At 46.5% G+C, this 15745-nt stretch carries 11 protein-coding genes; 9 read left to right on the forward strand and 2 right to left on the reverse strand.

Annotation, left to right across the window (positions count from 1 at the left end; all coding sequences use genetic code 11):
- Window positions 1-7: 7 nt before the first annotated feature.
- Window positions 8-688, reverse strand: coding sequence for an amino acid ABC transporter permease (locus B2751_RS12535; RefSeq protein ID WP_035407367.1), 681 nt, complete (start codon window positions 686-688; stop codon window positions 8-10).
- Window positions 688-1530, reverse strand: coding sequence for a transporter substrate-binding domain-containing protein (locus B2751_RS12540; RefSeq protein ID WP_035407369.1), 843 nt, complete (start codon window positions 1528-1530; stop codon window positions 688-690). The genes B2751_RS12535 and B2751_RS12540 overlap by 1 nt, the downstream gene beginning before the upstream one ends.
- 294 nt (window positions 1531-1824) lie before the next feature.
- On the opposite strand from B2751_RS12540, the gene gltB reads away from it, so the two are divergent.
- The 9 genes from gltB to B2751_RS12585 all read left to right on the forward strand — a co-directional run.
- Window positions 1825-6297 (forward strand): glutamate synthase large subunit, encoded by a 4473-nt coding sequence (gltB, locus tag B2751_RS12545; protein WP_290775047.1) that lies wholly within the window; start codon window positions 1825-1827, stop codon window positions 6295-6297.
- Window positions 6294-7760, forward strand: coding sequence for a glutamate synthase subunit beta (locus B2751_RS12550; protein ID WP_290775048.1), 1467 nt, complete (start codon window positions 6294-6296; stop codon window positions 7758-7760). Before gltB ends, B2751_RS12550 begins: the two co-directional genes overlap by 4 nt.
- A gap of 158 nt (window positions 7761-7918) precedes the next feature.
- A complete protein-coding gene (locus tag B2751_RS12555; RefSeq protein WP_290775049.1) occupies window positions 7919-8212 on the forward strand; it encodes a hypothetical protein in 294 nt (97 codons plus the stop codon).
- Window positions 8205-10217 carry a BglG family transcription antiterminator gene (locus tag B2751_RS12560; RefSeq protein WP_035407379.1) on the forward strand — a complete coding sequence of 671 codons (2013 nt, stop codon included), beginning with the start codon at window positions 8205-8207 and terminating at the stop codon, window positions 10215-10217. Before B2751_RS12555 ends, B2751_RS12560 begins: the two co-directional genes overlap by 8 nt.
- A gap of 272 nt (window positions 10218-10489) precedes the next feature.
- Window positions 10490-12310 carry a PTS mannitol transporter subunit IICBA gene (locus B2751_RS12565; protein ID WP_422653605.1) on the forward strand — a complete coding sequence of 607 codons (1821 nt, stop codon included), beginning with the start codon at window positions 10490-10492 and terminating at the stop codon, window positions 12308-12310.
- A 2-nt stretch (window positions 12311-12312) separates the two neighbouring features.
- Window positions 12313-13455, forward strand: coding sequence for a mannitol-1-phosphate 5-dehydrogenase (locus tag B2751_RS12570; RefSeq protein ID WP_056062077.1), 1143 nt, complete (start codon window positions 12313-12315; stop codon window positions 13453-13455).
- 246 nt (window positions 13456-13701) lie between these two features.
- On the forward strand, window positions 13702-14499 hold the full coding sequence (locus B2751_RS12575) for a hypothetical protein (RefSeq protein ID WP_035407387.1): 798 nt from the start codon (window positions 13702-13704) through the stop codon (window positions 14497-14499).
- Window positions 14500-14567: 68 nt separating this feature from the next.
- Window positions 14568-15092 (forward strand): TraR/DksA C4-type zinc finger protein, encoded by a 525-nt coding sequence (locus B2751_RS12580; RefSeq protein WP_290775054.1) that lies wholly within the window; start codon window positions 14568-14570, stop codon window positions 15090-15092.
- A gap of 196 nt (window positions 15093-15288) precedes the next feature.
- Window positions 15289-15745: aldehyde dehydrogenase family protein (locus B2751_RS12585; RefSeq protein ID WP_290775056.1), on the forward strand; the 457-nt coding region annotated here is incomplete at its 3' end.

The raw sequence follows: 15745 nt of genomic DNA on the forward strand, positions 1-15745 counted from the left end.
TAATAAATCAGAGATACCGGGCAAAACGACGCTCGAGAATCTCTTGGATGACTGCGATACATGAACATATACCCCAGTAAATGAACGCAACGACAAAATAGACGGTCATATAGTCGAATTCACGCCCACCAACGATTTTTGCCTTTTGAAAAATTTCAGGGACAGTAATCATGGCAGCAAGCGACGAAGCTTTAACAAGATCTAGCAAGACGTTCGAAAGCGGTGGGATGGCAATTCGAATCGCTTGCGGCAAAATGATGCCAACAAACGTCCGATACCTAGATAAACCGAGGGACGCCGCTGCCTCTTCCTGCCCACGATCAATCGAGAGTAAGGAAGAACGAATGATTTCTGCCATGTATGCCGCACTATTTAAACTAAAACCAGTAATCGCAGCAGTCAACGCGTTCAGTTGAATATTGATGACTGGCAGCCCGAAATACAACATGAACAATAGCACAAGGATGGGTACACCACGCATAAATGAGATGTAGGCGCTCGCTCCAATACGCAATACTCGAAAATGAGAGAGACGACAAAGCGCAAGAATTAACCCAATTCCAAGACCAATCGCCATGCTGAGCAAAGAAATCCATAATGTTTGTCCAAGTCCACTTAAAATATATGGAAACGAATCAACCGCCAATTCAGGATTGAAGACGGACCGCCAATCAATCGATGACATCATTAGTTCACATCGACAATCGTCGTTTTGACGTCAGGCATTTGGGAAACATTCTTTCCGGCATAAAATTGCTTCGAAATGTCTTTTAATGTACCGTCTTCCTTCATTTTATCGAGTTGTTCGTTAATGTTGGATTGAAGTTCTTTATTGTCTAAATCCATGATTAAACCGACTTGGCTCGGGTTATAGGCGATGTCCGGATGAATCGTGATATCGAAGTCTTTGAAGAAATCGACAGCCAGTGTTTGCAAGTAATAATCATTCAAGATGACGTCTGTGCGACCATTTGAGACATCTCGTAGATATTGATCGTTCGTCGCATTATCGTAAGTGACTTCTTTTGCACCGTATTTTTTAGCAATCTGCATATATGTCGTTGTTGCTTCTCCGGCAGCTTTTTTTCCTTTTAGATCTTCTAGAGACTTGATGCCTGACAAATCACTTTTACGGACGATTGCCGTACCATACGTATATTTATATGGTTTTGAGAAAGCGAATTTTTCTTTACGGTCATCGGTGATCGTAATGTCGTTAGCCGCAAGGTCAACCTGACCTGTATTAACGCTTGTCAACATACCGTCGAAAGACATCTCTTTGAACTTTACTTTCAAATCAAGCCGTTTGGCTACTTCTTTGACGACTTCAACGTCAAACCCCGTCAATTTATTACTTTTTTCATCATGATAGGACGTCGGGTAAAGTGTACCTGCTGTTGCGACGACGATTGTGCCTTCTTTTTGGATTTTATCGTATGCGGTTGCTTTCTCGTCTTGTTGACCGCATGCGCTTAATAGAATCGAGCTTCCTGCAATCAAGAGTCCCGTCCATTGCATTGTTTTTTTCATCGTATTATTCCTCTCTTTATTTCCGTAATCAGTAACGCTGTTCCTACTTAAAAATACCACGGAATCACATGTTCGGGCAAAACAATACGCGCATAAAGTGTTGGATTTAATTAAAAAAAATATTGAATGAATATCCAAGTATATGTAAGCGTTATCAATGTTGATATATGGTAATTCTACCTCCTGAGGGTGGACAAGATGGTGATTATGCATAGTAGCGAATAAACATAAAAGGGTGTAAAGTGTAACTTAACTGAATATACAGAAAATTAAGAAGGCAAGGAGAGTGCTACTATGACATTTCATAAATACCCTGAACAGCAGGGCTTATACGACCCTCGTATGGAACATGATGCGTGTGGGATCGGGGTTTACGCACATCAAACAGGACGAGCGAGTCATGAAATCGTTGAACATGCATTGGCCATGCTTTGTCAAATGGAACACCGTGGTGGACAAGGGAGTGATGCGAAGACTGGAGACGGGGCGGGTATTTTAACGCAATTACCAGATCGGTTGTTTCGTGAAACGGTTCGGCACATTTCCTTCCCTAAAAAAGGGGATTATGGCGTTTTCATGATGTTCTTGCCACGTGAGGAACGGGAACGGATGCGACTCGAACGAACGTTAGAGTCAATCATTTTGACAGAAGGACAAGACGTATTAGGGTGGCGGACCGTACCTGTTCGGTCCGAAGTGCTTGGATCAGGTGCACGTCGTACGGAGCCAGTCATTCGTCAATGCTTCATTGGTGCACAGGCGATGGAAGGATTGACATTTGAACGAACACTTTTTTTGATTCGACGAGCGTTTGAACGTGAATCGGAGCAACTCGGTCTCGAGCAATACGTCTTGAGTAGCTCGAGTGAAACAATCGTGTATAAAGGACTCGTGACGACGGATCAACTACGTGCGTACTTTGATGATTTACGAGACGAACGCTATCAGTCAGGCTTTGGTATTGTACATTCACGTTTTAGTACGAACACGTTCCCAAGTTGGAAACGTGCCCATCCAAACCGTTATTTGATTCACAATGGCGAAATCAATACGTTGCAAGGAAACATTCGGGCAATGCGCGGTCGAGAACGTCGACTTGCTGAGACGACGTACGGTAATCGGGCAGAGGAAGTGTTACCGATATTGGATGAGACAGGTAGCGACTCATCAATGCTTGATAATGCGTTTGAGTTTCTTCATCTGTCCGGACTCTCGCTCGCTGAGACAGCACTGATGCTCGTACCGGAACCATTCGAACATGCCGAAATCAGACCGGCGAAGCGCGCGTACTATGAGTATCACAGTAGCATGATGGAACCGTGGGATGGTCCGTCTGCCATCGTCTTCACGAACGGAAAACAGATTGGTGCGACGCTTGACCGAAATGGTTTACGCCCGGCGCGATATGTATTGTTACGCGATGGTCACTTCATGTTGTCGTCAGAAGCAGGAGTACTCCCTCTTCGTGAACAAGACATTTTGTACAAAAAACGATTAGCACCGGGTGAACTCCTTTTACTCGATTTTGCGTCCGGTCAGTTAATCGCAGATGAAGAGATCAAGCGGGAGTTAGCGACACGTCACCCTTACGCGGAGTGGCTCGCGCAAGAAGTCGTTTCCCTCTCAAGTAACGACTTCAAGGAAACACTCATTGAACTTGGAACGAAACAACGGCATTTTGGATACACGCGTGAAGATATCGATCAATACTTGATTCCACTCGTCGAAGAACAAAAGGATCCGTTAGGCGCGATGGGAACGGACATACCGCTAGCGGTCTTAAGTGAACGTCCTCAATCCTTGTTCCGTTATTTCAAACAGCTATTCGCACAAGTCACGAATCCACCGATCGATGCGTTACGCGAAGAGATCGTCACTTCGACGCTAACATGGCTTGGTCGACAAGGGGAGCTGCTGACGCCGAACCGTGCGAACTGTCGTCGTGTTCGCTTAGAGACGCCGATCCTGCGACCAGACGAAGCCCATGTGCTTAAACAATGTGGACTTAAGCAGAAAACGATCTCAACGACGTTCACCGACTCGCTTGAAGAAGCGCTTGACATGATCGTTGATGAGGCTGTGACCGCTGCACGAAACGGGTATGAATTATTGACGTTATCGGATCGTCTCGTTCGCCCTGGAACATTACCGATGCCAATCCTCTTAGTAACGAGTGCGATTCATCATGCGCTGATTCGTAAGGGATTACGTACAAATCTCAGCTTGATCGTTGAAGGTGGAGAAATTCGTGAAGTCCATCATGTCGCCACGTTGATCGGGTATGGTGCGGATGCGATTTATCCGTATCTTGCATATGCGACGCTTGAAGAAGCAGTAGGGGATCGTTTTACGGATGTAGCCAAACGTTATCAAAAAGCAGTCACGGAAGGCGTCGTCAAAGTCATGTCGAAGATGGGCATTTCGACGATCTTCAGTTATCGGGGTGCTCAAATCTTTGAAGCAGTCGGAATCGATCGCTCTGTCATCGAACAGCATTTCACTGGCACGATCTCTCAATTGAGTGGGATGACGCTTGAGCTGATGGAAGAAGAAGTCCGACGAGCACAACAGGTTGCAGATGAACGGATTCATTTAGAGTCCGGCAGTGTCTTCCGGTACCGTCAAGCAGGAGAACATCATGCGTTTAATCCAGCGACGATTCATTTGTTGCAACACGCATGCCGCACAAATGATTACCGGCTCTATCAAAAGTACGCACAACGCATTCAGGAGGAACCAGCAACGGTGCTACGACATCTGTTGACATTCAAGGAGACGACGGCAATCCCGATCGAAGAAGTCGAGCCCATTAGCGAAATCGTCAAATACTTTAAAACAGGTGCAATGTCATACGGCTCGTTATCAAAAGAAGCGCATGAGACACTCGCGATTGCGATGAACCGCTTAGGTGGTAAAAGTAACAGTGGTGAAGGTGGGGAGGAAGAAGAACGATACGAACACGATGAAAATGGCGATTTCCGGATGAGCCGAATCAAACAAATCGCCTCTGGTCGTTTTGGAGTGACGAGTCATTATCTGGTACATGCCGACGAATTGCAAATCAAGGTGGCACAAGGTGCGAAGCCCGGTGAAGGCGGTCAATTACCCGGTGAAAAAGTCTATCCATGGATCGCACGTGTACGTGCATCGACACCTGGTGTTGGATTGATCTCACCACCTCCACACCATGATATCTATTCAATTGAAGATTTAGCCCAGTTGATTCATGACTTAAAACGTGCCAACGATCAAGCCCGGATTAGCGTCAAACTCGTCGCCAAAGGAGGCGTTGGAACGATTGCTGCTGGCGTTGCGAAGGGGTTAGCAGATGTTATCGTCATCAGTGGTCATGACGGCGGAACGGGCGCCTCACCTAAGACGAGTATTCAACATGCCGGACTGCCATGGGAACTTGGTCTTGCTGAAACACATCAAACGTTGACATTAAACGGGTTACGCGAGCGTGTCGTTCTCGAGACGGACGGAAAGCTATTGACCGGTCGTGATGTCATCCTCGCAGCAATGCTCGGAGCGAATGAATATGGGTTTGCGACAGCACCACTTATCGCTGTCGGCTGTATCATGATGCGTGCGTGTCATCTCGATACGTGTCCTGTTGGTGTCGCGACACAGGATCCAGAGCTCCGCAAGAAATTTACCGGATCTGCCGATGACGTCGTCCATTTCATGACATTTATCGCTGAGGAAGTACGAGAACATTTAGCAAAACTCGGTGTGAGACGGTTGCAAGATCTCGTAGGGCGTACGGATTTACTCGAACCATCGGAACGACAACGAACGCATTGGAAGGCGAAAAGTCTTGATTTCTCTCGTCTCCTCGTTCATGTGTCACACGGTCCGGCTGAACAACAACAGCATCACGTCGAGCGTTCCTTTGACGCCCGTGAAGTCGCACCGTATTTAGAGTCGGCAGATTTCAGTCAACCACAGACACTACGTTTAACGATTCAAAATACAGACCGTGCGATTGGCACGCAGACCGGTGCGATGCTGACCAGACGATTTGGGGCACTTGGTCTTCCGACGGATCGATTGAAACTTGAACTGCAGGGATCTGCTGGGCAAAGTTTAGGTGCGTATCTCCCACGTGGGATGACGCTTGATGTCACGGGAGAAGCGAATGATTATGTAGGAAAAGGGTTGTCCGGGGGTATCATCGCCGTTCATCCTCCACGTTCGATTTCGTTCGTCTCGTCCGATCAATCGATCATCGGTAATGTCGCACTTTACGGAGCGACAAGTGGAGAACTTTATGTCAACGGTCAGGCAGGTGAGCGATTTGCGGTTCGAAACAGTGGAGCCGTCGCCGTCGTCGAAGGAATCGGCAATCATGGACTCGAGTATATGACCGGTGGATCTGTCGTTGTCCTTGGCGATATCGGAAAAAACTTTGCAGCCGGTATGTCAGGCGGTGTCGCTTATGTCTTACCGCGTAATCCCGAACAATTTTTACAACGTGTCAACCGCGAACTCGTCTCGACTGGACCCGTCACGCATGCCGAAGAGATCACGCGACTGAAGACGTTCATCGAGCGGCACGTCGAACGGACCGGAAGTGAGCAGGGCGATGCGATTCTAGCGAACTGGGATCATGTCATCCATTCGTTCATCCGCGTCATTCCATCGACGTACGAGAAAGTGACAACATTGATGGCTGATTTCGCAAAACAAGGACATAACACTGAAGAAGCGATGTTACTCGCATTCGAGACACATCTTGGTCGAAGAACAGGAGGAGTACGATGAAACGACGCGATCAATTCATGACAGTTGCTCGTTCAAGCGGAGCGGAACGACACCCAAGCGAACGGGTGGGGGATTTTAGTGAATACAAGACGGCTTTGACGGAAGCGGAAGCGAGTCAACAAGCAAGTCGATGTATGGATTGTGGCACCCCGTTTTGCCATGTAGGGGAAGTATTTGATCAAGTGAAGATCGGTTGTCCAGTCTATAACTTAATTCCAGAATGGAATTTACTTGTAGAAGAAGGACGTTTTCAAGAGGCCCTCGATCGACTGCTTGAGACGAACAATTTTCCTGAATTCACGGGTCGCGTCTGCCCAGCGCCGTGCGAAGGATCGTGTACGTTATCAATTCATGAACCTGCAGTTGCAATCAAGGATATTGAACGATCGATCATTGATATCGGGTTTGAAAAAGGATGGGTCGTGCCTCGAATTCCAATGATACGTTCGTCGCATTCTATTGCCATCGTCGGATCTGGTCCTGCCGGTCTTGCAGCTGCTGATCAGCTGAATCAAGCAGGGCACCAGGTCACCGTCTTTGAACGAGAGGACCGTGTCGGCGGGCTTTTGACATACGGTATACCAGCGATGAAACTCGATAAAGAGGTCGTACAGCGTCGTGTTGATTTGCTTGAAGCAGAAGGAATCCACTTTCGGACGAATGTTACGATCGGCGCAGATATCACGCTCGAGACACTTGAAGCAGAGTATGATGCTGTAATCTTGTGTGTCGGTGCGACGGAACCACGAAAATTGACAGAAGCACCAACGCAAGGAGTCGGTTATGCGATGGATTATCTGACTGGAGTGACACGCCACGTGCTCTCGAAAGAACCGTTGTCTCCTGATCACGATGCGAGAGATAAGGATATTCTTGTCATTGGTGGCGGCGATACAGGAGCGGACTGTGTAGCGACGGCGCTCCGTCAACGCTGCCGCTCCGTCGTCCAATTCGGCAAGCATGAACAACCAGGTACGACACGTGCAACAGGAAACATGTGGCCGGATACACCTTTGCTTTATTCGATCGATTATGGATATGCGGAAGCATTCCAACAATTCGGTCGAGATCCCCGTGAATACTTGATCGCCATCAAGCGATTCACGACAAGTGAATCGGGTCAAGTCACCGGTGTCTGGACGATTCAGACGACGAAAACAAAAAATGAATCGGGTGCGGTGATCTTTGAGGAAATCGAAGGGAGCGATCGTTACTTCCCGGTCGATCAAGTCTGGATCGCTATCGGATTCAGCGGTGTGGAAGAGAGTATACTCGAGCATTTAGCGGTTGCATCGGAACGCGGAAAAATCAAGACGATTCGTTATGCGACGAACCGTTCAGGTGTATTTGCCGCAGGTGACGCACGACGTGGTCAATCGCTCATTGTCTGGGCAATTCGAGAAGGTCGTGAAGTGGCGGAAGCCGTCGGTCAATATTTAAGAACAATGCAACAAACTGGCTAAATCACGCAGTCTGGATTTTCTGGCATCTTCAGAAATCCAGGCTTTTTTGTGTTTGGCAAGGAAATCTGCCAGTTCAAAAATAACTATTGATTTTGTTTCAAGGTAAAACCCCGAAACTATTTCTGATATTCTTATAAAATGAAGGGGAGGAATGACGGATGAATCCAGAAATCATCTATTTCGTATGCGAGAGTGGAATGGCAAGTAGTGTCATAGCGGCTACGATTTTTAGAAAACGCTTACTTGAATGTGGGATTACGACAGACGTCAAGACATGTCGAATCGTAGATCTTCCTGATCAGGGATCTTTTATCGTCGGAGAAGCACAACTTATCCATCGACACGTCTGGAAAGCGTATTGTTCTGTTCATCCAGTCGATCGGATTCTGGATCCGACTGCATATGACGTCATCCTCGAATCTTGGCGGAAAAGAGTGAGGCTACATGACTGAATTCACACCACGGGAACACGATATCTTATTTTTCCTCTTATCACGTGAGGAACCTGTTCAAATACAAGAAATCGCGGAAACGCTCGAGACATCGGAACGAACGATTCAGCGTGAACGGGATCGTCTTGCCCAGTCTTTAGAAGACCATGAGTTACGTTTGACATATGTCCGCGGTAGAGGTCTGTTGATTGAGGGAACGGATGAAGCCAAACACGTACTACGGGACCAATTATTGTTATCACACAAACAATTACCGACTGCTGAGGATCGCCAAGTCGAGTTAGCGTATCGGCTACTGCAAGAAGACGGGATGGTCAAATTACAGGCGATCGCCCATGCGATGTACGTGGCACCGAGTACGATCAGCCAGGATTTAGAGCGGATTGATGAGTGGTTTATGCAATATGACCTTGAAATCAAGCGCAAAAAAGGCATTGGTGCCGAAGTCATCGGCGAAGAGATCAACAAACGACGCTTATTGATCTCATTGATCTTTACACAATGGGATGTTCTTGCTTTCTATCGGTTGTTGCAAGGAGATGTCGATCAGTTACCCCATCTGTTACAAATGAACCGAACATCATGGCTTGAGATGATCAATCAAGCGTATGCAGTCATTGCACCGTTGACGAAAGAAGGACGTCTCAATGACCGACAAATCATGCGTGCCACACTCAGCTTAGCTTTACAAGCGTTGCGCAAAGATCAGTTTCCGATGCGTTACGAGTTAAAAGCGTACCCAGTCGAAATTCTCAAATGGGTGGAACGCGTCGAAGAGCGATTACCTGACACATTGTCGATTGCCGAACGTCAATGGTTATCAGAAGAGTTGCGCGCGTTTTTTCAATCGGACGCAGGAGATACGGAAGAACTCGTCACACGCCTCCGTGTGAAACGATTGATTGAACACGTCTCTTTATTATATGGAACGAACTTTACGAAAGATTATGCTTTGGAGCGGGGGCTCGTTTCGCATATTCAATCCTATACGCGTCAAAATAGCGTCAATCCGTCCTATGTCATCAAACAAATTGAACGGGAGTATCCACGTCTGTTCGATGCGGTCAAACAAGCAGCGCTGTCGATCTTCACAGATGCGACATTTGAAGACGTGGATTTAGCATTTTGGGTCATGCATTTCGGGGCTGTTCTCAGCAAACCGACACCTAAACTACCATATCGCGTTTTAGTCGTCTGCTCTGCTGGACTCGGCTCTTCAAAGTTATTGATGAATCGGTTACGGCAAGAATTTGCTGAACTCGAACATATCGATAACTCGTCGCTGTTTGGCATTGAACGGTTACCGATTGAATCGTATGACTTCGTTTTATCGACCGTGCCGTTGCCTGACATCCGCCCACCACATCTTCTTGTCAACCCGTTGCTCCCTCAGGATGAGGTGGAACGGATCCGAAAATTGATTCTTGCCTTACCAAAATCCTTCCAACCAGAACCACGGCAGACGAAAACAGAATGGCTCGATCTCGAGCAATTGCATCGGCTCGTTGCATCGTCGATTCAAGTGTCGAACGGATTTCAAATGGAACGGTTGGAGCGCGTGGACGATGGGATTGAATCGTTATTATTTGAGATCAGCACAAGAATGGTCGATCAAGGATTAGCAAAATCAGCTGTTTCACTCTCGGCGCAATTGTTGCGTCGTCATGAGATGTCGGGTCTTGGTATTCCAGGAACACGGCTTGCTTTATTCCACGGACGTGATGCGACAATTCAAAGAGGAGGATTTCTCATTTTTGAATTGCCTGAACCAATCGACTTACTCGGGATGGATCAACAGTTGCAATCCGTCGAAAGGCTTCTTGTACTTGTCGCACCGGAAGAGACCTCGAACGAACTGCTTGAATTGCTCAGTTCGATTAGTGCCGCAATCATTGAAAGTCCCGAACAAATGGATCAATTTGAGTTCGGAGAGGAACATGCAATTCGTCTGCTTTTAAATCGAACGTTTCGAACGGTAATTGATCAATTCCTAGGCAATACTTGAAAAACCCCTGTCACTTGATCTTTGAAGTGGCAGGGGTTTTTTCTTTGATCAGGCAGGCTTCTTTCCAGTCTGTCCAACTTCTTGGACAAAGACTGAACTAGGAAAGATTGAGTAAGCGCTTGCAATGATCTTACAATAAGGGCATAGCAAAGCAATCATCTTATCAACTCATACACGAAATGGAGGCTAACGCAATGGCGACAGCTCAAAATGGAGCACGGGGTATCCGTGTACAAGTTCAACGGTTCGGTAGCTTTTTAAGCGGTATGGTCATGCCGAACATCGGTGCATTCATCGCTTGGGGGATCATCACGGCACTCTTCATCCCGACTGGATGGGCACCGAATAAGGAACTCGGTGAACTTGTCGGTCCGACAATCACCTATCTCTTACCGTTGCTGATTGGATACACGGGCGGGAAATTAATGCATGACGTCAGGGGAGGCGTTGTCGGGACGCTTGCGACGATGGGGGTTATCGTCGGAACAGAGATTCCGATGTTCCTCGGTGCCATGATCATGGGACCACTTGGTGGATACGTCATCAAAAAGTTCGATCAGTTGATTGAAGGAAAAGTCAAACCAGGTCTCGAGATGCTCGTCAATAACTTCTCAGTCGGAATCATCGGTGGTTTGTTGATGCTCGGTGGATTCAAAGTATTCGGACCACTCATGACAGGTCTTGACGACATCATGGCCGCAGCAGTTGGTGCGATCGTCAGCGCACATTTGCTACCATTAGCGAGTTTGTTCATCGAACCGGCAAAAATCTTGTTCTTAAATAATGCGATCAACCACGGTATTTTAAGCCCGCTTGGTCTCGACCAAGTAAACGAGGCGGGTAAATCAGTTCTGTTCTTACTCGAAGCCAACCCAGGTCCAGGTCTTGGATTGTTACTTGCTTACTCGTTCTTCGGTTCTGGTGCAGCGAAGAAGACAGCACCCGGTGCAGCATTTATCCAATTCATCGGTGGAATTCACGAAATCTATTTCCCATACGTCTTGATGAAGCCAGTCTTGTTGCTTGCGATGATTGCAGGTGGCATGAGTGGTATCCTCACTTTCGTCCTGTTTGATGTCGGATTAGTCGCACCCGCTTCACCAGGTAGTATCATCGCGGTCCTCGCAATGGCATCACGCGGTTCTTACGTCGGATTGATTGCAGGTGTACTTGTTTCAGCATCTGTGACATTTGTTGTCTCGACTGTCCTGCTAAAAACTAGCAAGGCAAAAGAAACGTCGCTTGAAGAGGCGAGCGCGAACGTCAGTGCGATGAAAGGAAAACAATCGATTGCCTCGACACTCGTTTCAGCTGATGCCAAACCACTTGCGGAAGTCGAACATATCATCTTCGCTTGTGACGCTGGTATGGGATCGAGTGCGATGGGAGCATCCGTCCTTCGCAATAAGATCAATAAAGCGGGCTTACCCATCAAAGTGACGAATACGTCGATCAGTCAATTGCCGCAAAACGCCGAACTGATCATCACGCATCGTGATTTGACGGAGCGGGCGAAGGAACAGGTACCAACGGCAGAACACCGATCAGTCGATAATTTCTTAAATGCCGGATATTATGATCAATCNNTGAGATCGAAACAGCAAGAAATAAGATTTCTTAAAGATAAAGATAGAGACACTCAAGGAGGAATAAACATGACAACGACAATGAACCTTTCACCGGAACTTGTATTACTTGATCAACAATTCGCAGACGAGACGGCAGCCATTACGGCTGCCGGTCAACTCCTCGTCGATCACGGATATGTCGAAGCGGGGTATATCGATTCAATGCAGGAACGTCATGCCTTATCAACGGTCTACATTGGCAACCATGTCGCGATTCCACACGGAACAGAGTCGGCTAAATCACAAGTCAAGAAAACGGGGCTATCGATTCTACAAGTACCGCAAGGCGTAGCGTTCGGAACGGAACAAGCACGACTCGTCATCGGTATCGCTGGCGTCGGTGATGAACATCTCGAGTTGTTATCAAATATCGCAGTCATTTGCTCCGATGAGGAGAACGTCGAGCGTATCGTGGCAGCGACATCAAAAGAAGAAATCATCGCGTTATTGACAGCGGAGGTGTAACCATGAAAGCCATCCATTTTGGTGCCGGTAACATCGGACGAGGATTCATTGGCTTACAACTCGTAAAGACGGGTTACGAAGTCTGTTTCGTAGATGTCAATACGACGGTCGTCGATGCATTAAAAGCACGACATACCTATGAGGTGGGTTATGCCTCTGAAAGAGGAGGGCGTGAACGGGTCGACGGCGTGACGGCACTTAACAGTTTATCTGAACCAGATCAGGTCATTGCAGCGATTCGTGAAGCAGATGTAATCACGACAGCTGTCGGACCGAGCTTGTTGTCGAAAGTAGCTCCTTTGATCGCGGAAGGGTTACGTCAACGGGATCAACAGACACCTGTCTACGTCATTGCGTGTGAAAACATGATTGGTGGGTCAAAACACTTACAAACAGAGGTGGCGAAACATCAACCGGTAGCGGAGAATTGGTATTTCCCGAATGCAGCAGTTGATCGGATCGTTCCACTTCAGCATCACGAAGATCCGTTGTACGTCGAAGTGGAAGAATTCTTCGAATGGGTGATCGAAACGACTGGACTACCGGAAGCCTATCCACGGATCGACGGCGTCACCTATGTCGAGAACATCGAACCGTTCATCGAGCGGAAGCTGTTCACTGTCAACACGGGACATGCAATTGCTTCATACCTCGGAGCACTATTTCATAAAGAGACGATCGCTGAAAGTTTAACGGATCCACGCATCCGTCGGGGTGTCCAGACGGCACTTTACGAAACAGGGTGGTTGTTACTTGAAAAGTACGGCTTTAATCCGGTCGATCATAGTGCGTACATCCAAAAGAATATGAAACGCTTTGAAAACCCGCGAATTCATGATGAAATCATTCGTGTCGCCCGTTCACCGATTCGTAAATTGAGTCCAAGTGACCGACTTGTCAAACCAGCGAAGGAATTGATGGAGCGTGGGATCGAAGCAGATGGATTAGCACGTGGGATCGCAGCAGCCCTAACCTATTTCGATCCAAATGATTCAGAATCTTCAGAATTAAATGCATATATTACGAAACATGGAATCGAAGATGCGCTGAACGCATATCTACAACTGTCAGCAACGGATCCACTTGGATCTCGGATCGTTGAACATTATGAAGCGATGCAACAACAAGTCAATTCGATTGCTTAAGAATGAATAACTCTGTAAGCCGAACACCTTTCATATCTGTGGAGGGTGTTTTTAGTTTGCGATTTAAATATGTCTTGGTATCAACGAAACAAGCAGTTTCTAAAAATCTTACTATCACAATTTGATTACAATTTGTATATTAAATTTGGAATATTCGAAAACGAATATTTAGCGATTAAAATACATTGTACGCTATATGAACGGAACATCTCTATTCCGATTTTTCAGGTAAGAGAAGGTGATCATATGTTGAATTATAAAGTGAATGTATATAGATTAAACGGAGCACGACCAAAAGCAACAAAAGGAACCGGACCGAAGCATTTGATTTATTCGAGTCAGTTTTCTTCACGTACACCAGTCCATTTATTGCATCAACTCATCTTGAATCGATTGTTGGTTGAGCAAGAAAAAAACCTGGATTTAACGTATACGATCGAAGTAAATGCGGTACTTGATCAATTCGTGATCGACGTCCGTGTCTTTTCAACAGATACGGTCAGCATCCAAGTCGAGCGTGACTTGATTGAAATCATTGAACGTGAAGAAGTTCGTCATATCCCAGCGCTTGAAATCGGAAAACCGGATTTCGCGGAATTCGCTCACATCGTCTTAAAGGTTAAGGAAGGTGGACCACGCCTTTCACAAGAGGATACGCAACGAATTTTCAATGAGTCTGGTGTTCGAGGACGAATTATCCTGCACAAGGAGCGAATCGATAGTCATGAACCCTCCCATTCGATTCAGTTGTTGATTGGTGGAGCCGAGAAGTGTTTGTACAGTCTCTCGCAATATCAGCTTGATCCACTCTTCCGTAAACATGGTTTGACGATTCAATCCTTGAATCTGTTACCGTTTGATTTATTCATGATTCGCGACAAAATCGCGATGCTGTCTTCAGCAGATGCTTCGCAACTGTGGATTGATGACATCACGACATCCAAGAATGGACGATCACATCAGATTTGTTTTAACGATGGGAATGAATGTATGACGGTTATCTGTGATCTTCACGGATCAATTCGGTCTTATAAGTGTTCGTGATGGTTTAATTCTTCTTCGAATAGGCTACATTCTTAACAGAGGTTCTAACGAAGGGGAGTCGAACAATCATGTTATCTAAACAACAGACGGAAGAATTTAAGCAACGGTTATTGAAGGAAAAAGAAAAGACGACATCAAACATCGAACAACGCGATACCGATTACGATGAAGGTGAATTGTCGAGTTACGATAATCATCCTGCCGATTCCGGCGATGAATTATTCTTGCGGGAACGTGATCAAGCAATCACGGATATGCAAGAGGATATGCTATCAGATGTGGATCGCGCCTTAAAAGCGATCGAGGACGGAACGTATGGCATTTGCGAAGTCTGTGGAAAAGAGATTGAAATCGAACGTCTTGATATCGTTCCAGAAACCCTATTATGCATTGAGCATGCAAAAGAAGAAGCAGAACAAAACGAGAACGATCCGAATTCGCGACCAAGCGAAGAAGATGTACTAGATCCATCTGTCACAGCTCGCGGGAAAGACATCGACGGTGATACGGACGGATTCTCGAAAGTGAGTGACTTTGGTAGTTCTGATACACCGTCTGATCAAGAAGATGGAATCGATCCGACACGGTCTTGACCGGCAAAACATCTCCCGAAAATGGAGATGTTTTTTTTCGAAAAATATCACAGATATTTACCAGAATTTTTTGACTTTTCATATAATTTTGGTACGATGGTATCGAGAGGACTGTTTTTAGCCTATATTAAAATGTAAGCGCATACAAGCATCCGTCTCACTGCTTGACCATTTTAGTTGAGGGAGGATATAACGCATGATTTATGACATTCCGAACAAGCAAGGGTCAAAAGTACAGTACAAGGAACGGTATGAAAACTACATTAATGGAAAATGGACGGCACCAGTCGGGGGAGAATATTTTGATAATGTGACACCTGTTACTGGTAAGGTGTTGTGCCAAGTCGCTCGTTCTACAAAGGAAGATATCGAACTCGCTCTTGACGCAGCACATGCGGCAAAAGAAGCATGGGGAAAAACATCTGTAACCGAACGTTCGAATATTTTAAATAAGATCGCCAATCGAATGGAAGAAAATCTCGAGATGCTCGCTTATGCGGAAACACTTGAGAACGGAAAAGCCGTTCGTGAGACACTTAACGCCGATTTACCGCTCGCGATCGACCACTTCCGTTATTTCGCTGGGGTCATTCGTGCACAAGAAGGTTCGGTCGGCGAACCCGATCAAGATACGGTTGCGTATCACTTCCATG

The sequence above is a fragment of the Exiguobacterium sp. UBA6282 genome, assembly GCF_002440475.1.
In the GTDB taxonomy this organism is placed as follows: domain Bacteria; phylum Bacillota; class Bacilli; order Exiguobacteriales; family Exiguobacteriaceae; genus Exiguobacterium_A.

Coding starts and splice junctions, on each gene's coding strand:
- B2751_RS12570 (WP_056062077.1), top strand. CDS start 12,313: ATGAAAGCCATCCATTTTGGTGCCGGTAACATCGGACGAGGATTCATT.
- B2751_RS12555 (WP_290775049.1), top strand. CDS start 7,919: ATGAATCCAGAAATCATCTATTTCGTATGCGAGAGTGGAATGGCAAGT.
- B2751_RS12540 (WP_035407369.1), bottom strand. CDS start 1,530: ATGAAAAAAACAATGCAATGGACGGGACTCTTGATTGCAGGAAGCTCG.
- B2751_RS12550 (WP_290775048.1), top strand. CDS start 6,294: ATGAAACGACGCGATCAATTCATGACAGTTGCTCGTTCAAGCGGAGCG.
- gltB (WP_290775047.1), top strand. CDS start 1,825: ATGACATTTCATAAATACCCTGAACAGCAGGGCTTATACGACCCTCGT.
- B2751_RS12580 (WP_290775054.1), top strand. CDS start 14,568: ATGTTATCTAAACAACAGACGGAAGAATTTAAGCAACGGTTATTGAAG.
- B2751_RS12575 (WP_035407387.1), top strand. CDS start 13,702: ATGTTGAATTATAAAGTGAATGTATATAGATTAAACGGAGCACGACCA.
- B2751_RS12535 (WP_035407367.1), bottom strand. CDS start 688: ATGATGTCATCGATTGATTGGCGGTCCGTCTTCAATCCTGAATTGGCG.
- B2751_RS12560 (WP_035407379.1), top strand. CDS start 8,205: ATGACTGAATTCACACCACGGGAACACGATATCTTATTTTTCCTCTTA.